This is a genomic window from Brevundimonas sp. GW821-FHT10E09, from assembly GCF_058809375.1.
Map to the genome: position 1 here is coordinate 21,969 of NZ_JBXASO010000019.1, position 21,395 is coordinate 43,363.

General features: G+C 66.9%; 18 protein-coding genes, 1 pseudogene and 1 riboswitch. Of the genes and pseudogenes, 9 read left to right on the forward strand and 10 right to left on the reverse strand.

Annotated elements, in window-relative coordinates:
* Positions 1-42 precede the first annotated feature (42 nt).
* Entirely contained in the window at positions 43-627 is a 585-nt protein-coding gene (locus tag AC1RSI_RS15225) for a TetR/AcrR family transcriptional regulator (protein WP_035307651.1), read from the reverse strand.
* 19 nt (positions 628-646) lie between these two features.
* Between AC1RSI_RS15225 and AC1RSI_RS15230 the strand changes: the two genes are divergently transcribed.
* The gene (locus AC1RSI_RS15230; RefSeq protein ID WP_492322668.1) at positions 647-1,459 is read left to right on the forward strand and encodes an SDR family NAD(P)-dependent oxidoreductase; all 813 of its coding nucleotides are present in this window, start codon (positions 647-649) and stop codon (positions 1,457-1,459) included.
* A 252-nt stretch (positions 1,460-1,711) separates the two neighbouring features.
* Positions 1,712-2,761 (forward strand): ribonucleotide-diphosphate reductase subunit beta, encoded by a 1,050-nt coding sequence (locus AC1RSI_RS15235; RefSeq protein WP_154725966.1) that lies wholly within the window; start codon positions 1,712-1,714, stop codon positions 2,759-2,761.
* A 10-nt stretch (positions 2,762-2,771) separates the two neighbouring features.
* On the opposite strand, the gene AC1RSI_RS15240 is transcribed toward AC1RSI_RS15235, so the two are convergent.
* Positions 2,772-3,290, reverse strand: a complete 519-nt coding sequence (locus tag AC1RSI_RS15240; RefSeq protein WP_154725965.1) for a hypothetical protein — start codon at positions 3,288-3,290, stop codon at positions 2,772-2,774.
* A gap of 154 nt (positions 3,291-3,444) precedes the next feature.
* Between AC1RSI_RS15240 and AC1RSI_RS15245 the strand changes: the two genes are divergently transcribed.
* Positions 3,445-3,708: a hypothetical protein gene (locus tag AC1RSI_RS15245; protein WP_008261527.1), complete on the forward strand. Its 264-nt coding sequence runs from the start codon at positions 3,445-3,447 to the stop codon at positions 3,706-3,708.
* 17 nt (positions 3,709-3,725) lie between these two features.
* On the opposite strand, the gene AC1RSI_RS15250 is transcribed toward AC1RSI_RS15245, so the two are convergent.
* Both AC1RSI_RS15250 and AC1RSI_RS15255 read right to left on the reverse strand, forming a co-directional pair.
* Positions 3,726-5,210, reverse strand: coding sequence for a sensor histidine kinase (locus AC1RSI_RS15250; RefSeq protein ID WP_154725964.1), 1,485 nt, complete (start codon positions 5,208-5,210; stop codon positions 3,726-3,728).
* A complete protein-coding gene (locus AC1RSI_RS15255; protein WP_008261615.1) occupies positions 5,207-5,956 on the reverse strand; it encodes a TVP38/TMEM64 family protein in 750 nt (249 codons plus the stop codon). The genes AC1RSI_RS15250 and AC1RSI_RS15255 overlap by 4 nt, the downstream gene beginning before the upstream one ends.
* 126 nt (positions 5,957-6,082) lie before the next feature.
* Here AC1RSI_RS15255 and rpmH point away from each other — a divergent pair, with 126 nt between their 5' ends.
* From rpmH to yihA, 4 genes are read left to right on the forward strand one after another with little or no spacing between them, the layout of a single operon-like run.
* A complete protein-coding gene (rpmH, locus tag AC1RSI_RS15260) occupies positions 6,083-6,217 on the forward strand; it encodes a 50S ribosomal protein L34 (RefSeq protein WP_003164000.1) in 135 nt (44 codons plus the stop codon).
* A gap of 29 nt (positions 6,218-6,246) precedes the next feature.
* Positions 6,247-6,651: a ribonuclease P protein component gene (gene rnpA / locus AC1RSI_RS15265; RefSeq protein ID WP_008262129.1), complete on the forward strand. Its 405-nt coding sequence runs from the start codon at positions 6,247-6,249 to the stop codon at positions 6,649-6,651.
* Complete coding sequence (gene yidC, locus AC1RSI_RS15270) at positions 6,648-8,447, forward strand: membrane protein insertase YidC (RefSeq protein WP_154725963.1); 1,800 nt, start codon at positions 6,648-6,650, stop codon at positions 8,445-8,447. Before rnpA ends, yidC begins: the two co-directional genes overlap by 4 nt.
* Positions 8,444-9,097 (forward strand): ribosome biogenesis GTP-binding protein YihA/YsxC, encoded by a 654-nt coding sequence (gene yihA, locus AC1RSI_RS15275; RefSeq protein ID WP_008261159.1) that lies wholly within the window; start codon positions 8,444-8,446, stop codon positions 9,095-9,097. The genes yidC and yihA overlap by 4 nt, the downstream gene beginning before the upstream one ends.
* A gap of 172 nt (positions 9,098-9,269) precedes the next feature.
* On the opposite strand, the gene AC1RSI_RS15280 is transcribed toward yihA, so the two are convergent.
* From AC1RSI_RS15280 to AC1RSI_RS15290, 3 genes are all read right to left on the reverse strand, one after another.
* A complete protein-coding gene (locus AC1RSI_RS15280; protein WP_035307659.1) occupies positions 9,270-11,036 on the reverse strand; it encodes an oleate hydratase in 1,767 nt (588 codons plus the stop codon).
* A gap of 30 nt (positions 11,037-11,066) precedes the next feature.
* Positions 11,067-12,458, reverse strand: a complete 1,392-nt coding sequence (locus AC1RSI_RS15285; protein WP_492322667.1) for an NAD-dependent succinate-semialdehyde dehydrogenase — start codon at positions 12,456-12,458, stop codon at positions 11,067-11,069.
* A 466-nt stretch (positions 12,459-12,924) separates the two neighbouring features.
* The gene (locus tag AC1RSI_RS15290; RefSeq protein WP_492322666.1) at positions 12,925-15,780 is read right to left on the reverse strand and encodes a M16 family metallopeptidase; all 2,856 of its coding nucleotides are present in this window, start codon (positions 15,778-15,780) and stop codon (positions 12,925-12,927) included.
* Positions 15,781-15,974: 194 nt separating this feature from the next.
* Between AC1RSI_RS15290 and AC1RSI_RS15295 the strand changes: the two genes are divergently transcribed.
* On the forward strand, positions 15,975-17,213 hold the full coding sequence (locus AC1RSI_RS15295; protein WP_008263663.1) for an argininosuccinate synthase: 1,239 nt from the start codon (positions 15,975-15,977) through the stop codon (positions 17,211-17,213).
* A gap of 24 nt (positions 17,214-17,237) precedes the next feature.
* A complete protein-coding gene (locus AC1RSI_RS15300) occupies positions 17,238-17,819 on the forward strand; it encodes an NUDIX hydrolase (RefSeq protein ID WP_008258858.1) in 582 nt (193 codons plus the stop codon).
* Positions 17,820-18,196: 377 nt separating this feature from the next.
* Here the strand turns inward: AC1RSI_RS15300 and AC1RSI_RS15305 are convergent.
* The 3 genes and pseudogenes from AC1RSI_RS15305 to AC1RSI_RS15315 form a co-directional block, all read right to left on the reverse strand.
* A pseudogene (locus AC1RSI_RS15305) lies at positions 18,197-19,144 on the reverse strand (PQQ-dependent sugar dehydrogenase); the annotation flags it as partial.
* Between the two features lie 52 nt (positions 19,145-19,196).
* Complete coding sequence (locus AC1RSI_RS15310; protein WP_154725958.1) at positions 19,197-19,760, reverse strand: TMEM165/GDT1 family protein; 564 nt, start codon at positions 19,758-19,760, stop codon at positions 19,197-19,199.
* Positions 19,761-19,859: 99 nt separating this feature from the next.
* Positions 19,860-19,975: riboswitch (yybP-ykoY riboswitch) on the reverse strand.
* A 55-nt stretch (positions 19,976-20,030) separates the two neighbouring features.
* Positions 20,031-21,350 (reverse strand): acetyl-CoA hydrolase/transferase family protein, encoded by a 1,320-nt coding sequence (locus AC1RSI_RS15315; RefSeq protein WP_154725957.1) that lies wholly within the window; start codon positions 21,348-21,350, stop codon positions 20,031-20,033.
* Positions 21,351-21,395: the final 45 nt, after the last annotated feature.

Here is a 21,395-nt window from a genome sequence, read left to right on the forward strand (position 1 = left end):
GCGCGCGACCCTATCGCGGACTCGACCTTCGATCAGCCGGCGTCAAACGGAAGTCGGTCGCTCCACAGGGGCTTGAGGGCAAGCGATCCCATTGATGAACACGCCGGCCAGATGAGCGATGCGCGCTTGCGGCGCGCTGTCTTGCTCGGTCGCGAGCGAGATCGCCGTCGCTATGCAGACCAGATCGTCAAAGCGGATGTCCGGTCGAATAGCGCCGACCGTCTGACCACGCGTCAGGAGCCGGGCGCCTTCTTCGCTTGTCGCGCGACATCCGGGCGTTCCGATCTGGAGCACGGTCCCAAGCGAAGCTGCGACCCCGCGATACATGTTCGTGTATCGAACAAGGTCTTGAAGATAGGTCCGCAGGGCGTCCAGCGGACCTATCTTCTCCCCTCGATTCCGCGTGGTCTCGGCAAAGGCCAGGAATCTGGCGCTGTAGGTCGCGGCCAATAGGTCTTCCCGGGTTGGAAAGCGGCGATAGAGGGTTCCGATTCCGACGCCCGCGCGCTTGGCGACGTCTTCCAACGAAACGCGGGCGCCGCGCTCCAGAAACACCGCCTCCGCAGCGGCGAGGATTTGATCCCTGTTTCGTCGGGCGTCGGCCCGCAAGGGGGCGTCTTCAGTCAAGTTCGGTTGCTCGCAATGCTTGTCAAATGGAGGATGTCTCCATATAGAAAATGGAGCAATCCTCCACTTACTGAAGGCGGTCGGAAACATGGCGAAGCGATTTGACGACAAGGTCGTGGTGATAACGGGCGGAACGGAGGGAATAGGCCTGACGACGGCCAAGGCTTTCGCCGCAGAAGGCGCCCACGTCTATATCACCGGTCGCCGGCGAGACCGGCTGGACGACGCGGTCGAGGAAATCGGCGACGGCGCCGTTGGGGTTCAGGGCGATGTCAGCAATCTCGCCGACCTTGATCGGCTGTACGCGCAGATAGGGGGCGATCACGGCCGCGTGGACGTCGTGTTCGCAAACGCCGGGGTGTCAGAATCCGCGCCCGTCGGCGGCATTGACGAGGATCATTTCGACCGCGTCTTCGGCATCAACGTCAAGGGTACGGTGTTCACCGTGCAAAAGGCTCTGCCCCTGATGTCCGCTGGCGGCGCCGTGGTGTTGGCGGGGTCCGGCGCCGGGAGCAAGGGCTTTGCCGATCTGTCCATATACAGCGCGACAAAAGCGGCGATCCGCTCTTTCGCCCGAACCTGGACGACCGATCTGAAAAGCCTTGGCGTTCGCGTGAATGTCGTTTCGCCCGGCATGGTCCTGACCCCTGCGATGCAGACCTACCTCCAGAACAACGAGGGCGCTGAACAGTGGATGCTGCAGACCATTCCGTTCGGCAGGCTCGCCCAGACCGAGGAAATCGCCAAGGCGGTGCTGTTCCTGGCCTCGGATGAAAGCAGCTTCGTTGGCGGCGAAGAGCTGTTGGTCGACGGAGGATTCGTGGCCGTCTGAAAACGTCCCGCGTCTGCCGGCGAAATTTTCGCCTCACAGTTCGGCGCCATGAATTCCAGAGGCTGCATTCGCCGGCAGGGACGGTCGGCGGACCATCCCCAGGGCCGTCCCCAGTTTCCTCAATCCAAACCACAAGATGTAGCGGGTAGGACAATTTGTGATCACCAAATAGGTGATTTCCGACTTGGCGCCGGGCACGCCGAGTCGCATGGTGAGCCCCTCTCCGGAATCGCTCTTTTCAGGTCCAGTTCGATGAACGCCACCCCCCCGATCATCCGCGCCGACCGCGCCGGTCTTCTGACCCCCTCCGCCGCCTACAAGCCGTTCCGCTATCCGTGGGCGTTCGACATGTGGAAGAAGCAGCAGCAGGTCCACTGGATGCCGGAAGAGGTGCCGCTGGGCGAGGACGTCAAGGACTGGGCCTCGACCCTGAACGACAACGAACGCAACCTGCTGACCCAGATCTTCCGCTTCTTCACCCAGGCGGACATCGAGGTTCAGGACAACTACATGGAACGCTACGGCCGGGTGTTCAAACCGACCGAGGTGAAGATGATGCTGGCCGCCTTCGGCAATATGGAGACCATCCATATCGCGGCCTACGCCCTGCTGCTCGAGACCATCGGCATGCCCGAGAGCGAGTTCGGCGCCTTCATGGAATACGAGGCCATGCGGGACAAGCACGACTATATGGGCCAGTTCGGCGTGGATTCAGACGCCGACATCTGCCGGACGCTCGCCATGTTCGGCGGCTTCTCGGAAGGGGTTCAGCTGTTCGCCAGCTTCGCCATGCTGATGAACTTCCCGCGCATGAACAAGATGAAGGGCATGGGCCAGATCGTGTCCTGGTCGGTGCGCGACGAGAGCCTGCACTGCGAGGGCATCATCAAGCTGTACCACGCCTTCAACAAGGAGACGGGGGCCGTCACCAAGGCCGTGGCCGACGACATCGTCGACTGCTGCAAGACCGTGGTGAACATGGAGGACAGGTTCATCGACCTGGCCTTCGAAATGGGCGCGGTCGACGGCATGACGCCCGAGGACATCAAGCAGTATATCCGCTTCATCGCCGACTGGCGCCTGCGCCAGTTGAAGCTGCCGGAAGTCTATGGGGTCAAGGAAAACCCGCTGCCCTGGCTGCAGTCCCTGCTGTCGGGCGTCGAACACGCCAACTTCTTCGAGGCCCGCGCCACCGAATATTCGAAGGCCGCGACGCAGGGCAATTGGCACGGTTCGGACGGCGTCTGGACCGAGTTCGACCGGATGATGGCCCGCCGCGACATGAGCCTGGTCGCGGGCTGAGCCCGGTTGGCTACGGCTGCGGCCTGACCCAGGCGGGTCGGGCCGTGCAGGCCTCGCGGAAACCCGACTGGCACAGCCGCACCTGTTCGCGCCAGGCCGCATAGTCGCGGTCGTACTGGTCCTGGGCCGCGCGGGTCGCCTCGGCGGCGGCTCGCGCCTGTTCCTCGGCTTGACGCACCTCGATCTGATGACGGGCCACGGCGGCGTCATAGTCCAGCCGGGCGGCCTCGTCCGCCTTGTCGGCCAGGGCGTTCTGGGCGGCGATCTCGTCGTTCAGCGCTCGGGTGAGACGCAATTCTTCCTCGGTCTGTCGGGAATCCTCAGCCCGGTGGTAGGCTTCGCCCTTCGCCCGCAGCAGCGCCTCGCGCGCGGCGGGGTCATGGGGGTCGGGCAGGGCGCGCTGATCGCGATAGGGGTCCGGCGCGCTATAGGGATCCGGGGCCGTCTGCGGCGCCGTCCGGGCCTGAGCCGCGCCGGTCAGGGCGATCGTCGCCAGCAGGGCGCCGAACAGGGACATTCGGATGGTCATGCAGCTATCCTTCGCTCAAGGCTCGTCGCCCGACCTTCGCCGTAACGGCGTCGATCCGCAATAACGCAGTCGTGACGAAAAGGTGGCGCGCGGCGCCGCTTCACGTCATGGTCGCGGTCGTTCCGATCGCCCAGCCCGACACCGAGCAGACCTCATGATCCTAAGCACCTCGTCCGGAGACTATCCGATCCCCGCCGACGTCGCGCGTCAACTGCCGAACGTACCCGCCCTGCCCGATCCGGCCGCGCCGAACGCGCGGCTGCAGATCGAGGATTTCCGCCACTGGCTGGACGCCTCGCCCGAGCACGCCATCGACTATGAACGGCTGCGGCGCTGGCATCTGGTGCAGGATGAGTTGGCCGCCCAGGCCAAGGCGGCGAACCGCGCCTTCATCGTCTCGGACGACGGTCTGGAATAGGCGCCGGATCTGAAGCTCTAGGCGGGCAGGCGCAGCTCGAACACCGCCCCGCTTACCTCATTGGCGCCTTCGCCGGGGACCAGCCTCAGGTCGCCGCCGTGCAGGGCCGCCAGTTCGCGCGATATGGTCAGGCCCAGGCCCGATCCGTCCGAACTCTTGGAGCTGACGAAGGGTTCGAACAGACGCTCGGCCAGACGCGGCGGAATACCCGGCCCGTCGTCGGCGATGCGGACCACGCAGACCCCGTCCTCGCCGAAGGCGCTGACGGTGACGGCCCCCCGGCCGCGCCGCTCCGGCGGACGTCCCCCGTCGGCCTCGATGGCCTGGCGGGCGTTGCGCATCAGATTGACCAGTATGCGATAGAGCTGGTCCGGGTCGGCCTCGACCGCGAACCGGGCGGGCAGTTGCTTGACCAGCCGCACGCCGTCCGGCTCCAGCCCCGCGTCCTCGGCCGCCACGGTCAGGGCCTTGGTCAGGACCACGCGGGTCTTCTGCGGCGCCGGCTCCTCGCTGCGGCCATACTCCAGCACATTGCGCGACAAACCGGCGGCGCGGCTCAGCGCCCGCTCCAGCCGGGGCAGGGCCTTGGCCACCTGGGGGTCGGCCGAGGTGGCCAGCCGCTCCGAGGCCATCTGGGCCGAGGTCAGCATGTTGCGCAGGTCGTGGTTGATCTTGGCCACCGCCTCGCCCAGGGCGACCAGACGGGCGCGCGAGCGCAGGGACTGACGCACCTCCTCCTGCATCCGCGACAGTTCGCGCTCGACCCGGCCGATCTCGTCATGCCGGTCGGAGGGGGGCTCGGCCTCGCTCTCGGGATCGGCGGCGAACCGCTCCATTGATCGGGTGACGCGCCGCAGGGGGCGCAGCACCAGCAGGGCCAGGCCGCCATACAGCAGGGCGCCCGCCGTCACCGACACCAGCAGCGACACCAGAAGACTGTTCAGCAGGAAGGACTTCAGTTCCAGCTTCAACGGCTGGGCCGGGGTGACGATCTCGATGAAGTCGCCCGAGCGATAGCGGGGCTTGGCCTGGACCCGCAGCGACCGGTCCGGATGGCCGAACAGGGTGCGCCAGGGGTCGGTCAGCCGCGCCCAGCTGTTCTGCTGGCGCAGGTCGATCAGTTCGGGGGCCCGCGGCAGATTGGGGGCCTGGAGCAGCAGCCGCCGCACCCCCTGTTCGGTCAGGGCCACGGCCTGGACGCCGCCGATCCGCATCAGCTCGGCCGCCGTGTCGTCCTCGACCGCGCTATAGGGCAGGGCCTCGACCCCGACCGAGGCCAGTTCGGCCGCCTGCAGCCGGTCACGCAGCCAGCGTTCGTGGAAGGCGGCCAGGTTGGGCCCCATGATCAGGGCCTCGACCGCCAGGGTGAAGGCCACGGTCAGCAGCAGCAGCCGCGCCGACAGGCCGTCCGGCGCGCGGGGCCGCAAACGCTCGCGCCAGGTCTCCACCGCCTCGGGCGATAGTTTCAGCATCGCCGCCGCCTTGTCGAACAGGGGGCTCATGTCGGGGCGGTCTCCGCACGTCGGGCGCGGACCATCTGGATCAGTTTGATGCCGATGGGCAACAGCAGGGACAGGAAGGCTACCCCCATCAGCGGCCAGAAGAACTGGTGAAGCAGCATCGGCAGGTCCGGGCGCACCCCGGCCCGCAGCAGGCCGCCCAGTTGCGATCCGATCCAGGTGTAGATGAAGGTCGACGGCAGCAGGCCGATGAAGGTGGCGATCACATAGGGCCGCAGCGGCACCGCCATCATGCCCGCCGTGGCGTTGACCAGGACGAAGGGCACGCTGGGGATCACGCGCAGGGTGAACAGGGTGGTGAAGGCGTTGCGGTCGATGCCCTTGGCCACCCGATCCATGAAGCCGGCGTCGGCCTCGAACTTGGCGCGCAGCCAGGTGCCGATCGAGGTGCGATAGACGGAATAGATGACGACCGAGCCTATGGTGGCCCCGCTCGCCTGGGCCAGGGCGCCCACATAGGGGCCGAACATCATGCCGCCCAGCAGGGTCAGGAAGACCGGGCCGGGAATGGTCGAGGCGGTGGCCACGGCGTAGACGGCGACGAAGGCGGCCAGGGCGATCCACCAATGGGCCTGGGCATAGGCCCGAAGGTTCAGCCCGTGCTCGCGGATCAGATCCATCGACAGATAGCGGTTCCAGCCCAGGGCGAAGAAAACGACCACCAGGCCGGCGATGACCGCCAGCGGCGCCAACCGCAGGGCCCAGTCCTTCGCCGTTCGTTTCGCCATACGCTCGTCATTCCCGAATTGCCGACCGAGCGTTGACTCGCGCGGTCATGCGACTTATACGCCCGCCCTTCCTGCGACGGACGCCTCTTGCCCCGTCGCCCAACCTTTTAACGTCAGGAGCCGACCGTGAAGCGGACCTATCAGCCGTCGCGACTCGTGCGCAAGCGCCGTCACGGCTTCCGCAGCCGGATGGCCACCAAGAACGGCCAGAAGATTGTTGCGCGCCGTCGCGCCAAGGGCCGCAAGCGCCTGACGGCGTAAGCGGCTCTCGCGTCCGGAGCCAAGGACGCATGAGCGACCCTTTACAGATCAAACGTCTGTTGCGGCGGCCCCAGTTCCTGGCGGCCGCCAAAGGCGTTTCCGAGGCGCGCGGCGGCGTGGTGATCCAGAGGCTGGAACGCGGCGACGGATCGCCGCATATCGGCGTGGGTTTCACCGCCACCCGCAAGATCGGCGGCGCCGTGGTGCGCAACCGCGCCAAACGCCGTCTGCGCGAGGCGGCGCGGGCCATGTTGCCCGTTCATGGCCTGCCCGGGAGCGACTATGTCTTCATCGCCCGCATGGGCACGACCGAGCGCGCGTGGGACCGTCTGCTTGACGACGTGAAATCGACGCTTACAAGGCTGGCGACACCGAAGGCTGATCGGCCTTCGCCCGCCCGCGCCCCCTCCGGCCAGGACCGCCCGAATCCATGACAAACGAGAACTCGCGCAACACGATCATCTTCATCGTGTGCTCGGCCCTGATCCTGGGGGTCTACTGGTTCGCCGTGCTGCGGCCGCAGGCCGAGCGCCGCGCCGTCCAGCAGCAAGCCCAGGCTGAACAGTCCCAGACGGCCGAGAACGCCGCCCGCACGGCCTTGAGCCCGCAGGGGCCGACCTTCGTCACCGACCGCAGCCAGGCGCTGAGCACCGCCGCGCGCGTGCCGATCCAGTCGGGCACCCTGAAGGGGTCGCTGTCGCTGCAGGGTGGTCGGATCGACGACCTGTTCCTGACCGATTACAAGGAAACGCAGGACAAGCCCGAGCCGGTCGAACTGTTCCGCCCGCAGGGCATGCAGAACGCCTATTTCGCCCAGTTCGGCTGGACCGGCCCCAATGTGGTCGGCGGGGTTCCCGGACCCAACACCGTCTGGCGCCTGACCGCCGGTTCGACCCTGACCCCGACGACGCCCGTCACCCTGACCTGGGACAACGGCCAGGGCCTGCGCTTCACCCGCCTGGTGTCGGTCGACGACCGCTATGTCTTCTCGATCCTGGACACGGTCCAGAACCTGGGAACCCAGTCCATCACCATCGCCCCCTACGGCAGCGTCCAGCGCCAGGGCGTGCCGCCGCTGGCCGGTTCGTCCCATATCGTCCACGAGGGCGCCATCGGCACCTTCGGCAAGCCGGGCGACTATCGGACCGAGCAGAAGAAGTACAAGGACTGGCTGAAGGAGCCCCGCATCGAGAACGCCTCGACCGGCGGCTGGCTGGGCATCACCGACAAATACTGGCTGGCGGCCCTGCTGCCCCAGCAGAACGAGGCGGTCGAGACCGAATTCCGCGTCCGCGACGTCAACGGCGGCCAGCAGCTGGAAGCCAATATCCTGGGCGCGGCCCGCACCATCCAGCCCGGTGGAACCGCGACCGAGACCCAGCGCCTGTTCGCCGGCGTCAAGCGGGCCGAGGTGCTGAAGACCTATGAAGAGACCCTGCACCTGCCGCGTTTCGTCTATGCGATCGACTGGGGCATGTTCTGGTTCCTGACGCGCCCGATCTTCTGGATCCTGGAGAACGTCTATGGCCTGGTCGGCAGCTTCGGCGTCGCCATTCTGGCCCTGACCGTCATCGTCAAGCTGGTCATGTTCCCGCTGGCCAACAACGCCTACGCCAGCATGTCCAAGATGCGGAACCTCCAGCCCAAGATGGAGGAGATCAAGAAGAAGTTCAAAGACGATCCGCAGAAGCAGCAGCAGGAGACGATGGCCCTGTATCAGAAGGAGAAGATCAATCCGGTCGCCGGCTGTCTTCCGCTTCTGCTGCAGATCCCGGTCTTCTACGCCCTGTACAAGGTGCTGACCGTCACCATCGAAATGCGTCACCAGCCCTTCCTGGGCTTCATCCACGACCTGTCGGCGCGCGACCCCTCGGTGGTGTGGAACCTGTTCGGTCTGATCCCCTGGAATCCGGCGACCCTGCCCCTGCTGGGCGGGCTGCTGGTCGGGCCGCTGGGCATCGGTCTGCTGGCGGTGGCCTATGGCCTGACCATGTGGCTGCAGACGGCGATGAACCCGCCGGCGGCCGATCCGGTCCAGCGCCAGATCTTCCAATTCATGCCGCTGGTCTTCACCTTCATCATGGCCCCGTTCGCGGCGGGTCTGCTGGTCTACTGGGCCTGGTCGAACATCCTGACCATCCTGCAGCAGTATTACATCATGCACCGCTACAAGGCGGAGAACCCGATCGACGACTTCATCGCGCGCATCCGGAAGACGAAGGCCGCGTGATCGACGAAACCGAGTTCACCCCCGAAGAGATCGAGGCCGCGCGGATCCTGTTCGCGCGGCCGGCGACCTTCATCATGGGCGCCGCCAAGATCGAGCAACTGCCCGATCCCGACCTGCCCGAGATCGCCTTCGCCGGCCGCTCGAACGTCGGCAAGTCCAGCCTGATCAACGGCCTGGTCGGCATGCACAAGCTGGCCCGCGCCTCGAACGAGCCGGGGCGGACGCGCGAGGTCAATTTCTTCGACCTGGACGGCCGGATGCGTCTGGTCGACCTGCCCGGCTACGGCTGGGCCAAGGCTTCCAAGACGACGGTGCGCAAGTTCCAGGACCTGGGTCGCGACTATCTGCGCGGGCGGGTGACGCTGAAGCGGGTCTATCTGCTGATCGACAGCCGCCACGGCCTGAAGAGCGTGGACAAGGAGGCGCTGGACGCCCTAGACCTCGCCGCCGTCAGCTATCAGATCGTCCTGACCAAGGCCGACAAGCTGAAGAAGGGCGAAGGCGAGGCCGTTCAGGAAGCGACGCTGAAGGCCATCTCCAAACGCCCCGCCGCCTTCCCGGTCGTGGCCCTGACCTCGTCGGAAAAGGGCCTGGGCCTGCCCGAACTGCGCGCCGAGATCATGCGCACCACCGGCGCGACGATCGACTGACGCCGGTCGTCATCCTCCGGCGGCAATCCACCGGGATCGGCAAGGCCAGGCGGTGAAAAGTCCGGCGTCGGCGCCTGCGTCGAGGGCTGCGCAAGACCCCAAGCGGATATTCATGTCGGCGATCGCAAGCCTCGCCCCTGGCGCGACGCCAGGGGCGAGGCCGGGGCCTGCCTCACTGTGAAATCAGATGCGCGTCCCGAAGAAGCTCGCCGACCTCGGTGGCGTCGATCCTCTTCAGCAGAAAATCGCGGATGAACGCCGGTCCGGGAATATCGAGGGCCTTGCCGTCACGAACGTGCCCGACGGCGGCCAGCAGCTTGCGCACGTCATAGGTCGAGTTGAAGACCTCGGGAACGCCGCGCTCCACATTCAGCAGCGTATAGACAGCCTCCATCGGCGTGCGCACCGAATATTCGGTGGTGAAGATGCAGTCGCGCTCGGCCGACTCGGCGAACTGTCCGATGAAGGCGAAATTGACCGCGCCCTGGGGCACGACGTCCGGACGATCCCCCGCCTGCCGCGGCATGAAGAAGGCCGTGATGTAGGGCATCATCACCGGCACGGCCCTGGCGCCTGTCGCGGCCAGGTCGGCGATGTCCTCGACCGGCACGCCGAGGTGATAGAGCAATTCCTGGGTGATTTCCTCGCCCGTGCAGTCCTGCATCGGCTTCTTGACGAAATCCCCGGGGGTGTCGACGAACAGCGAATAGACCCAGATGACCACCTGGTCTTTCGGCTGTTGCTTGAAGTGCGGGTGGCGGCTGACGGTCCAGCTCATCAACCAGCTGGAATCCTTGACGGTGACGATGCCGCCGGTGACGACCGTGCCGCTGAATGGGTCGCGTTTGGCGATCTTCTGGATGTAGGCGGGGATGCGGGGGTCCAGCGTCGTGATCGTCGCCGATTCCCACTTGGTCTGGGCGATATGGGCGCCGAAGACGTCCGGGCGACCGAAGGCGGGGTCCTTGGCGGCGATATTGCGCCAGAGATCCCAGGCCGGAGCGGGACCCTCGTTCAGCCGGGCGGGCGTGTGATGGTCGCCATTATCGGAGTTCTCGGTCAGGGAGCCGATGGTCATGAAGACCAGATCGTCGGGGCCAAGATCCACGCCGCCGACCGCGCCGTCCTGCAGCCAGTGGATGCGGGTGGCCTGTTTACGCCCGGGCGTGATGTCGAAGTCGACGTCGGTGACCTCCACGCCGTATCGGAACGTGACGCCGTGATCCGTCAGCCACTTGTAAAGCGGCTCCACCAGCGATTCATACTGATTGTGGCGGGTGAACTTCAGGGCGCTGAAATCGGCCAGGCCGCCGATGTGGTGGATGAAGCGGTGGACATAGAGCTTCATCTCCAGCGCCGAGTGCCATTCCTCGAAGGCGAACATCGTGCGCCAGTAGAGCCAGAAATTGCTCTTCAGGAAGTCCTCGCCCATCACCTCGTTGATGCGCCGGTTCTCCATCTCCTCGCGGGTCGCCAGGAAGAGGGTGATGAGGTCCTTCTGCGCCCTGTCGTTCAGGGTGAGGAGAGCGACATCCTCAATGGGCCGGCCCTGGTTCTGGGTCGCGCGCTGCAGGGAGAAGTTCGGGTCGTCCTTGTCCAGCCAGTAGAATTCATCGAGCACGCTGGCCCCCTCGACCTCAAGCGAGGGGATCGAGCGATAGAGGTCCCAGAGGCACTCGAAGTGTTCTTCCATCTCGCGACCGCCGCGGATCACGAAACCCTTCTCCGGATCCTTGATCCCGTCCAGCGCGCCACCCGGCAGCGCCAGTCGTTCAAGGATGGTGATCCTGTCGCCGGACATGTGCCCGTCGCGGATCAGGAAGGCCGCGCCGGCCAGACTGGCCAGGCCCGAGCCGACGAAGAACGCCGTCTTGTTCTCTATGCCTTCGGGCTTGCGAGGCCTGGCGAAGGCTTCGTAATTTCCGCTGCTGTAGTACATGGCGACGTCCTTTCCGGTGGTCTCAGTGCGCTAGAACGGCGCGTCTATGTCGACGACGTCGATAAGCTTGTGGTTGACGAATTCCTTGATGCCCAAGCCGATGAGTTCGCGCCCATAGCCGGAGCGCCGCACGCCCCCGAACGGCAGGTCGGCCTTGACCATGGTTGGATGGTTGACGAACACCATGCCCGTGGAAATCTTCCGGGCGACCTCGGCGCCATGGGCGGGATCGCTGGTAAAGACCGAGCCGCCGAGCCCGAACGGGGAGTCGTTGGCGATGCGTATGGCGTCGGCTTCGTCCTTGGCTCGAAACAGCATTGAGACCGGCCCGAAAAACTCCCAGTGCCGCGCCGGGTTGTCGTCACCGACTTCGGTCAGAATGGTCGGCTGCACGAAGGCGCCCCGGTCAGGCGCGGCTGGTCCAACGGCTTCCGCCTTGGCGCCCAGCTTGACCGCTTCGGCGATCTTCTCCTTCACCTCATTGGCGGCGCCCTGAGAGGACAGCGGCGCGAGGGTGGTCTGGGGGTCGAAGGGATCTCCTGCGACCAAGGCCGCCACGCCCTGGCGGTAAAGGTCGAGAAACGCGTCATAGATCTCATCGACGATGATCATCCGTTTGGACGACACGCAGACCTGTCCGCCGTTCCAGTGGCGTCCAAACACCGCCCAGTCGACGGTCTTCTGAAGATCGGCGTCGGCCAGAACGACAAAGGCGTCCGCGCCCCCCAGCTCCAGGGTCGACTTCTTCAAGGCCTTGCCGGCCTGGGCCGCGACGACCGATCCGGCGGCTTCCGAACCGGTCAGGGCCACGCCCTGAACGCGAGGATCATTGAGGATGAACTCGATCTGCGAGCGCGTGGCGAACAGGTTCTTGAAAGCGCCCTCGGGAAGGCCGGCCGCCTTCATCAGCGTCTCGAAAGCCTCGGCGCTCTGGGGGACGTTGGAGGCATGCTTGAGCAGCATGGTGTTCCCGGCCGACAGTTGCGGCGCGATGATCCGGGCGATCTGATAGTAGGGGAAGTTCCAGGGTTCGATGCACAGCAGCACGCCGAGCGGTTCGTGCGTCACCCGCGCCTCGCCCTCGGCCGGATGGGCGACGGGCAGGATTTCGTCGGCCAGCAGATTTTCGGGGTTGGCGGCGTAGTAGTCGAAAATCTGCGCCGAAAGCTCGACCTCGGCCTTCGCCTCGGACAGCAGCTTGCCCATCTCGGTGGTCAGGATCGCGGCGAAGGTGTCGACGTCCTGTCGCAGGAGGCTGGCGGCGTTCCGCATCACTCTGGCGCGCTCGGTGAAAGCCGTTTCGCGCCAGGCCAGGAACGCGGCGTGCGCGTGCTCGATCGCTTGAGACACCTCCGCGTCCGTCGCGTCGGGGAAGGTCTTGAGCACTTCGCCCGTAAATGGATTTGTCGTTTGATAGGCCACGATCGGTTCTCTTCTCAATGCGATGCAAATGTGTCGGAGGGACCGTCAGCCGCCGAGAGGGAGATCGCCGACCTGCGCCGGTCCGGCGGGGGGCGTCGTCACGGCCCGGCCTTGGCCGTTCCGGGTCTCGCTCAGGATCGATATCTTGATGGCCATAACGGAAGCCCGCCTTGCGCGATGTCGTCGCCGACCCCGTCGCTGTGGGCGCTTGCCGTACGAGCGGCCTTGACACAGATCAGTTCGCAGCGACTTTCCGCAGCGCATTTCGAATGCCGCCGGGCGACATGGGCGAAGGCTCAGCCTGTCGATTTCCGCCTTCTGGTTTCACATTGCGGGCGCGACTGGTTCGCTCACGCGCGCCGCTGGGCCGCGGCCTGCGCCCCAAGACGCGGCTTGCCGGAGGATCACGAAAGAAAGGCCCGGAGATCGCTCTCCGGGCCTCAATCGTTTCAGCCTGTCGCCCGCCCTATTGGGCGGCAGGAGCCGCCGAGCGGACTTCGACGGGCAGGCCAAGCGCGTCGAGCTGCGGCTTGACCACCGAGGCGTCGCCGACGACCACCCAGACGAAGCGCGACGGGTCGAGCGCCGCCTGGGCGGCGGCGTCCAGCTCAGCCGCCGTCAGGGCGTTGGTGCGGGCGGCGACGGTTTCCGGATAGTCGTCCGGACGACCCAGCAGGTCATTGGTCCGCATGGCGCCCAGGACGGCGGCCGAGGTCTCGTAGCTGCCGGCCAGGCGGCGGGTGTTGCCGTTGACGGTGCGTTCCAGCTCAGTGGGGGTCACGCCCTTGCCGCCCTTGAGGAAGTCGTTGAACTGAGTGTTCAGCGCGGCGATGGCGGGGCCGGTCTGGTCGGCCTGGACCGGGGCGGTGACCAGATAGGGGACGCGTCCGGCGAAGCCGGCGACCGAGGCGTTGACCCCATAGGACCAGCCCTTGGTTTCACGCAGATCCGAGTTGATGCGCGACAGGAAGTCGTTGCCCAGCACGTTGTTCGCGGCGTTGAACACCAGCAGGTCGTCGGTGCCCTGCGCCGCCAGAACCTCGCCGCCCATGATGTAGGACTGGGGCGATTGCGGCCGGTCGATCAGCACGATCCTGGACGTGGTGGCGGGGATCGAACCGGAGAAGTCCTTCACGCCCTTGGCGACGGCCGGGGCGGTCCAGCGGCCGAACTCGGCCTCCAGAACCGGGGTGATCTCCGACAGGGGCTTGTCCGAGACCACGAAGATCTTGGCGTTGTCGGGCCGGATCCATTCGGCGTAGTCGGCGCGGATGTCGGCTTCGGTGATCGACTTGACGCTGGCTTCATCGCCATTGCCGCTGAAGGGGCGACCATAGGGGCTGGACGCGCCGTAGATCAGTTCCGGCAGGGCGCGGCTGGCCAGGGCGGCCGGCTGGGTCCGTTCGGCGGCGATGCGCGACAGGCGGGTGGCGCGCAGACGCTCCAGCTCGGACGCGGCGAAGGCCGGGGTCTTGACCACATCGGCCAGCAGGGCCACCGACGGCTGCAGGTTCGGCGTCACGGCCGAGAGCTGGACCACCGATCGGTCCATCGAGGCGCCGGTCGAGATGGTGGCGCCCAGGGTCTCCTGGGCCTCGGCCAGCTGGGTCGCATTCAGGGTGCGGGTGCCCTCGTCCATCAGGTCCAGCATCAGGCTTTGCAGACCCAGTTTCGACGCGTCGTCGGCGGCCAGGCCGGCGTCGAAGTCGATGGCGATCTTGGTCGCCGGCACCGCGTCACGCTGGGCGTAGACCACCTCGACGCCGTTCGACAGGCGGGTGCGCTGGACCGCCGGGAAGTCGACGTTGGCGACGGCGGCGATCTCGGGCTTGGGCATGCGGGCCACGCGCTCGATCGGCGGGGCCGGGGTGTGGTTGGCCCCCGACGGCGCCTCGGCCGCCTCCTGATAGGCTTCGCGTTCGCCCGGCAGGGTCGTCAGCGTATAGGCCGGACGGGTCAGCCATTTCTGCATCGCCGCCTGGACCTGGGCCGGGGTGACCGCCGCATAGGCCTGGAGCTCCTTCTTGTAGTGTTCCGGATCGCCGGCGTAGAGCTGGCCCTCGGCCAGGGCGACGGCCTTGCCGCCGAAGCCGCCGACCTGTTCCAGCCCCTGGACGGTGCGCGAGACATACTGGGTCTTGACCCGTTCCACCTCGGCCGCGGTCGGGCCGTCGGCGATCAGGCCGTTCAGGATCTCACGGGCGCGGGCCTCGACGGCGGCGGGATCCTGGCCCGGTTTCACATCGAGGGTGATGTCGAACATGCCGACGCGGTGGAAGGCGCCGTTCGAGGCGCTGACCGAGACGGCGCTCTGCTCGCCACGCACCAGTTCGTTGTCCAGGCGCGAGCTGGCCAGGCCGCCCAGCACCGAGGCGCCGACGCTGAGGGGCACGGCGTCCGCATCCAGCATGCCGGGCACGGCCCAGCTGATCTCGACGCGGGCGTTCGAGACGCGGTCGCGGGTGGTCTCGCTGATCGGGGCCGCCAGGGTCGGCACAGAGGCCTGGGCCGGGGTGTTGACCGGACCGCGCGGGATGGGGCCGAAATATTTCTCGGTCAGTTCACGCGCCTTGGCGGGCGTGATGTCGCCGGCCAGGACCAGCACCGAATTGTTGGGGCCATAGTTGGAGCGGAACCAGTCGCGGACCGTCTCCATCGACGCCGCATCCAGATCGGCCATCGAGCCGATGGTCGAGTGACGATAGGGGTGGCCTTCGGGGAACAGGGCCTCCAGCTGCTTGTACTGGTTCAGGCCGTAGGGCTGGTTGTCGCCCTGGCGCTTCTCGTTCTGGACGACGCCGCGCTGCAGATCGAGCGTCTCCTGGGAGATGGCGCCCAGCATATAGCCCATGCGGTCGCTTTCCATGAACAGGGCCTGTTCCAGCGCCGGGGTCGGGACGGTCTCGAAATAGTTGGTGCGGTCGAACCAGGTGGTGCCGTTCATGTCCGTCGCGCCCATGTTGCGCATCGGGGTGAAATAGCTGCCCGGCGCATTCTCGGAGCCGCCGAACATCAGGTGTTCGAACAGGTGGGCGAAGCCGGTCTTGCCGGCCGGCTCGTCCTTGGAGCCGACATTGTACCAGACCGACACCGCCACGACCGGGGCCTTGTGATCCTCGTGGACCAGGACGGTCAGGCCGTTGTCGAGGGTGAATTTGGTGTAGGGAATATCGACTTCGGCGACCAGTTCGGACACCGGCGCGGCCTGGAAGGCGGGGGCGGAGGCCTGAGAGGGAGCCTGGGCGGGCGCGACGGAGGCCCAGACCGGGTTGGAGACCGCCAGCAGGGCGGCCGCGGCGACAAGAGAACCGGCACGACGCATGGGATGACATCCTTGATTGCAGCTGGATCGGACCATAACGACGGTCGATCCGCTGGCAACGCGACCCATTGAACATGAACAAAGCTTCATGTTCGCGCGCACGAGCCCCGGAAAAGGTTGCATCCCCGGACCCCCGGTCTTATGCGCGCCTCAACTCCCCGATCCCTGCTGCCGAGTTTATCGAAAGAGCCGCCATGTCCGCCCCCGCCGACAAGCCCGTGAAGAAAGTCGTCCTCGCCTATTCGGGCGGGCTGGACACCTCGATCATCCTGAAATGGCTCCAGACCGAATATAACGCCGAGGTCGTGACCTTCACCGCCGACCTGGGCCAGGGCGAAGAGCTGGGCCCGGCGCGCGAGAAGGCGTTGAAGCTGGGCATCAAGCCCGAGAACATCTTCATCGACGACCTGCGCGAGGAGTTCGTGCGCGACTTCGTCTTCCCGATGTTCCGCGCCAACGCCCAGTATGAGGGCGACTATCTGCTGGGCACCTCGATCGCCCGTCCGCTGATCTCCAAGCGCCAGATCGAGATCGCCCGTCAGGTCGGCGCCGACGCCGTCTGTCACGGCGCGACCGGCAAGGGCAATGACCAGGTCCGGTTCGAGCTGGGCTACTACGCCCTGGAACCGGACATCCGCGTCATCGCCCCCTGGCGCGAGTGGGAGTTCCGCAGCCGCGAGGCCCTGCTGGACTTCGCCGAGAAGAACCAGATCCCGATCGCCAAGGACAAGCGCGGCGAGGCGCCCTTCTCGGTCGACGCCAACCTTCTGCACTCGTCCTCCGAGGGCAAGGTGCTGGAAGACCCGGCCGTCGAGGCCCCCGAGTTCGTCCACCAGCGCACCATCTCGCCGGAGGACGCGCCGGATGTGGCGACCGTCATCGAAATCGGTTTCGAGAAGGGCGACGCCGTCTCGATCAACGGCGAGGCCATGTCGCCGGCCACGATCCTGACCGCCCTGAACCAGTACGGCCACGACAACGGCATCGGCCGTCTGGACCTGGTCGAGAACCGTTTCGTCGGCATGAAGTCGCGCGGCGTCTATGAGACCCCCGGCGGGACCATCCTGATCGCGGCCCACCGCGGCATCGAAAGCATCACCCTGGACGGCGGCTCCATGCACCTGAAGGACCAGCTGATGCCGAAATACGCCGAGCTGATCTACAACGGCTTCTGGTTCTCGCCCGAGCGCGAGATGCTGCAGGCCGCCATCGACAAGAGCCAGGAGAAAGTCTCGGGCACGGTCAAGGTCAAGCTGTACAAGGGCAATGTCTCGGTCATCGGCCGCGAGAGCCCCTACAGCCTGTATGATCAGGACCTCGTCACCTTCGAGGAAGGCGTCCAGGCCTATGACCACAAGGACGCGGCCGGCTTCATCAAGCTGAATGCGCTCCGCCTGCGCGTCCTGGCCAAGCGTGACGCCCGCAAGGCCTAGCGCCAGACCGCCCGAGGCAAGCCGATGACCGTCAAGGACCGTCTCAGGATCCACGAGACCCGGCTTCTCTCGGACAACTGGTATGTGCTGAAGACGACCCGGTTCGACTGGAAACGGCGCGACGGACGCTGGCAGACCCAGGAGCGGGAACACTACGACCGGGGCAATGGGGCGGTGCTGCTGCCCTATAATCCGGCGGCGCGCACCGTGCTGCTGGTGCGGCAGTTCCGGTTGCCGGCCTATCTGAACGGCTATGACGACCTGCTGATCGAGGCGGCGGCCGGCCTGCTGGACGACGCCGAGCCCGAGGTGCGGATCCGCGCCGAGGTCGAGGAAGAGCTGGGCTATCGGCTCGGCGCGGTGCGCAAGGTGTTCGAGGCCTTCATGAGCCCCGGCTCCGTCACCGAAATCCTGCACTTCTTCGTCGCCGAGTACGATCCGTCGATGAAGATCGGCGACGGCGGCGGCCATCCGGACGAGGGCGAGGACATCGAGGTGCTGGAGCCAACGCTGGACGAGGCCCTGGCCATGATCGCCGACGGCCGCATCCGCGACGCCAAGACCATCATGCTGTTGCAGCATCTGGCTTTGACGCTTCCGAAGTAGGCACCCGGTTTCGGCCTAGTCGGCGATCTCCGACCGGGCGATCCTGAGGATCGCCCGGCTGCGGTCGTCCGTGCCCAGATCGACCCGTCGGCGGCGACCGCCAGAACCACGGGCGATCCGCGCGGCTGGCGACCCGCGACCGCGTCCCAACCCGGCGTCAGCACCTTGCCGCGCACGCTGGGCGCCCCGGCCGGATAGGGCAGGGCGCCGCGCGGGTAGATGGCGTAGCGTCCGCCGATGTCGGTCAGAGGGCGGCCTTGCGCGTCGGTCTCGGCCGCCACGATCCGTCCAGCGGCGCGACGATAGCCGTGCCAGCTCATCAGCAGCCGGCCGCGCAGTTCGGGAAACATCGCCCCTTCGTAATAGATCAGGTCCAGCGGCGCGGCGTGCGGCGGCAAGAGGGCGACCGGCCGGTCACGCCGGTCGCAGCGGGCCTGGGCCGCGCTCCAGCCCGGCAGGGGCGTCGTCAGGTCGACGCAATAGGGCCAGCCGTAATGGCCGCCCTGACGCAGGACGTTGATCTCGTCATAGGGATGGTCGGGCGTGGTCAGGTCGACCGAGTTCTCGCCCTGAAGGATCGTGCCCGACCGATGCCGCACCAGGGCGATGGAGTTGCGCAAGCCCGAGGCGAAGACGGTGCTGTCCTGCGCCCACCGGCCGGCGCCCAGATAGGCGTGCCGCCGCACCTGGGCCGTCGCGGCGCTGTCGGCGCAGGCGCCCTTGGCGTCAGTTCGCGGCCGACCCCGCGCGTCCAGACAACGGTCGCTGGGCGCCCCGACATTGACCAGCAGAGCGCCGTCGCCGTCGAAGACGAAGCTGGACAGGGGGTGGCGATTGTCGTGCAGCCGGTTGTCCGGCAGGTCGCCGATCACGGTCCGCACCGTCGCCGCCGGATCGGCCGCGTCAGGGTCCAGGGTCAGGATGCGGTTCATCTCGGACACATAGATCCGTCCGTCCGGTCCCCGCGCCACCGTGTGCGGCATGGACAGCCCCTGGGCGAGCCTGCGCCAGCGCGCCGTCCCGTCGGCGCCGAACGACAGCCGCCAGACGGCGCCGCGTCCCGGCTCCCACCCGCCCAGGTCGGTGACGAGCCAGTCTCCGCCGGGCAGGGGCAGCAGGCCGCGCGGCATGCGGGGTCCGTCAGTCCCCGCGCCCTGCCAGATCAGGCCCAGACAATAGCCCGGCGCCATCCGCACCGTGGTCGCGGGTCGCCCGCCGCAATCGCCGTCCACGGCATAGGCGCGTGAGGCGGCTTTTGCGCCGGCGGGGAGGCTCAGCAGAGCGAGCGCGAGGAGCGCAAGCAGGGGACGGATGGGACGGCGCATGGCCTCTTGGTAAGGCCAGGCCGAACAGATTGCGAGCCTCGGGGAGCAGCCCCTAGGGGGCGAACAGGATCCAGAGGCCCGTGGCCGCGAAGCCCACAGCGGCGGCCAGCCGAATCCATTTCAGCGGCAGTTTCTTCGCCGCCGTCTCGCCCAGCAGGACGGCGGGGCCGTTGACCAGCATCATGCCCAGGGTCGATCCGGCCACGACCAGGGGCAGGTTCTCGAACCGGGCGGCCAGCATGGCGGTGGCGACCTGGGTCTTGTCGCCCATCTCGATCAGGAAAAAGGCCGAGGCGGTGGTCCAGAAGATGGCCCAGAAGCCGCGCTGAACCTCGCCCTTCTGTTCGTCCAGGGTGTCGGGGATCAGGGCCCAGGCGGCGAAGCCCAGGAAGGCGACGCCGACGATCCAGCGCATCCAGTCGCCGGTGATGAAATGGGCCAGAACCGTGCCGGCCAGGGCCGCGAAGGCGTGGTTCAGCAGGGTGGCGGCGAGAATGCCCAGGATGATGGGCGTGGGCCGTCGCCAGGTCGCCGCCATGACGATGGACAACAACATGGTCTTGTCCCCGATCTCCGCGATGGAGACCAGGCCGGTCGAGATCAGAAAGGCTTCCAAGAAGGAACCTGTGTGCGCGGGAGCCTCGGCGGACGGACCTGTGGCGTTCGCAGCCGGGCCCCGCGTGGACATCCCTGCGAAAGCCGCCGGTCTTGCCGTGATCCGGACCCAAAAGGGTCCCGGACCGTTCCCGCGCCATCCTCTCCGGGAGAGGAAGCATGTTGACGCGAGCCCCGCTGATTGTTGCGGGCGGCTACTCCCCGATGACGGGCCGGGGTTTAGGACGCGCGGCCGGAAATGAAAAGTCGATAACGACTCGCAAGATTTGCCTCAGATCAGACCCTGCCGCCCAGCCTCGGCCGTCAGGTCGTCGCGGAACTCGGGCGCGGCCAGGGCGATCAGGGCGCGGGCCCGCTCGCTGGTCGACTTGCCTTTCAGGTTGGTCCAGCCGTGTTCGGTGACGATGATATGGACGTCGTTGCGGGGCGTGGTGACGGGGCCGTCCAGCCGGGCGACGATGCGCGAACAGGTCCCCCTGGCCGCCGTCGCATGGCAGGCGATGATCGACTTGCCCCCTTCGGAGCCATAGGCCCCGCGCACGAAGTCCAGCTGTCCGCCCGAGGCGGTGAACTGGCGGCCGTTCAGAAACTCCGAACAGCAGGCGCCGCTCAGGTCGATCTGAAGCGTGGCGTTGACCGAGACCATCTTGGCGTTGCGCGCGATCACGGCCGGATCGTTCACATAGGAGACGGGATGGGCCTCAAGCCCGCGGTTGCCGTCCAGGAAGTCGTAGGTGTTCTGGTCGCCCATCGAGAAGGCGAAGACGCCGACCCCGGGGTGCAGGGTCTTGCGGGCGTGGTTGGCCACCCCGGCCTGCATCAGCTCGACCAGGCCCGGCGTCAGCATTTCTGTATGGACGCCCAGGTCGCGGTGGTCCTTCAGGGCGTCGCAGACGGCGTTGGGCAGGGCGCCGATCCCCATCTGCAGCGTCGCCCCGTCCTCGACCAGATCGGCGATGATCCGGCCGATGGCGAGGTCGGCCGGCTGGGGCTCGGCCCTGGGCACGACCAGCAGGGGGGCGGCGTGTTCCACAATCCCGGCGACCCTGGAGACATGGACGGTGCAGTCGCCGAACACGCGCGGCATGTGCGGATTGACCTCGACCACGATGGTGCGGGCCGTGTCCGACACCGGCTTGGCGTAGTCCGTGTTCGTCCCGAACGAGAAGAATCCGTCGGCGTCCATCGGCGAGACGGTGCAGACCAGCGCATCCACCCCGACTTCGTCGCACAGCAGGCGCGGCGACTGCTGGAAGCCGGTCGGGATGAACTGGACCGGATTGGGCCGCCCCTCCTCGAAGGCGCGCTGCTCCAGCCGGCGTTCGACGGCGCTGTGGAACAGGCTCCACGGCCGGATCCGGTCCATCAGCTCGTAGCGCAGCACCGTCTCGCCGGCGATGGCGGTGGAGAGCAGATAATAGAGGTTCACGTCCTTGACCTCGCCGCGCTCGGCGCGTTCGGCCAGGGCCTTGAGCAGGGCCGGGGGCTGGGACACGCCCAGGCCCATGGCGACCTTGGCGCCCGACCGAATCAGGGCCGCAGCCGGGTCCGGTGTTTTCAGCCGTTCGGCATAGAGGGCGGCGTGGTCCATGGCGTCTCTCCCGTCTGCGCGCCGCTCTGTTCAGATCGAGGCGGC

Coding starts and splice junctions, on each gene's coding strand:
- AC1RSI_RS15240 (WP_154725965.1), bottom strand. CDS start 3,290: ATGACCATCCGAATGTCCCTGTTCGGCGCCCTGCTGGCGACGATCGCC.
- AC1RSI_RS15300 (WP_008258858.1), top strand. CDS start 17,238: ATGACCGTCAAGGACCGTCTCAGGATCCACGAGACCCGGCTTCTCTCG.
- yidC (WP_154725963.1), top strand. CDS start 6,648: ATGACAAACGAGAACTCGCGCAACACGATCATCTTCATCGTGTGCTCG.
- AC1RSI_RS15315 (WP_154725957.1), bottom strand. CDS start 21,350: ATGGACCACGCCGCCCTCTATGCCGAACGGCTGAAAACACCGGACCCG.
- AC1RSI_RS15255 (WP_008261615.1), bottom strand. CDS start 5,956: ATGGCGAAACGAACGGCGAAGGACTGGGCCCTGCGGTTGGCGCCGCTG.
- AC1RSI_RS15250 (WP_154725964.1), bottom strand. CDS start 5,210: ATGAGCCCCCTGTTCGACAAGGCGGCGGCGATGCTGAAACTATCGCCC.
- AC1RSI_RS15295 (WP_008263663.1), top strand. CDS start 15,975: ATGTCCGCCCCCGCCGACAAGCCCGTGAAGAAAGTCGTCCTCGCCTAT.
- AC1RSI_RS15290 (WP_492322666.1), bottom strand. CDS start 15,780: ATGCGTCGTGCCGGTTCTCTTGTCGCCGCGGCCGCCCTGCTGGCGGTC.
- AC1RSI_RS15235 (WP_154725966.1), top strand. CDS start 1,712: ATGAACGCCACCCCCCCGATCATCCGCGCCGACCGCGCCGGTCTTCTG.
- rnpA (WP_008262129.1), top strand. CDS start 6,247: ATGAGCGACCCTTTACAGATCAAACGTCTGTTGCGGCGGCCCCAGTTC.
- AC1RSI_RS15245 (WP_008261527.1), top strand. CDS start 3,445: ATGATCCTAAGCACCTCGTCCGGAGACTATCCGATCCCCGCCGACGTC.
- AC1RSI_RS15280 (WP_035307659.1), bottom strand. CDS start 11,036: ATGTACTACAGCAGCGGAAATTACGAAGCCTTCGCCAGGCCTCGCAAG.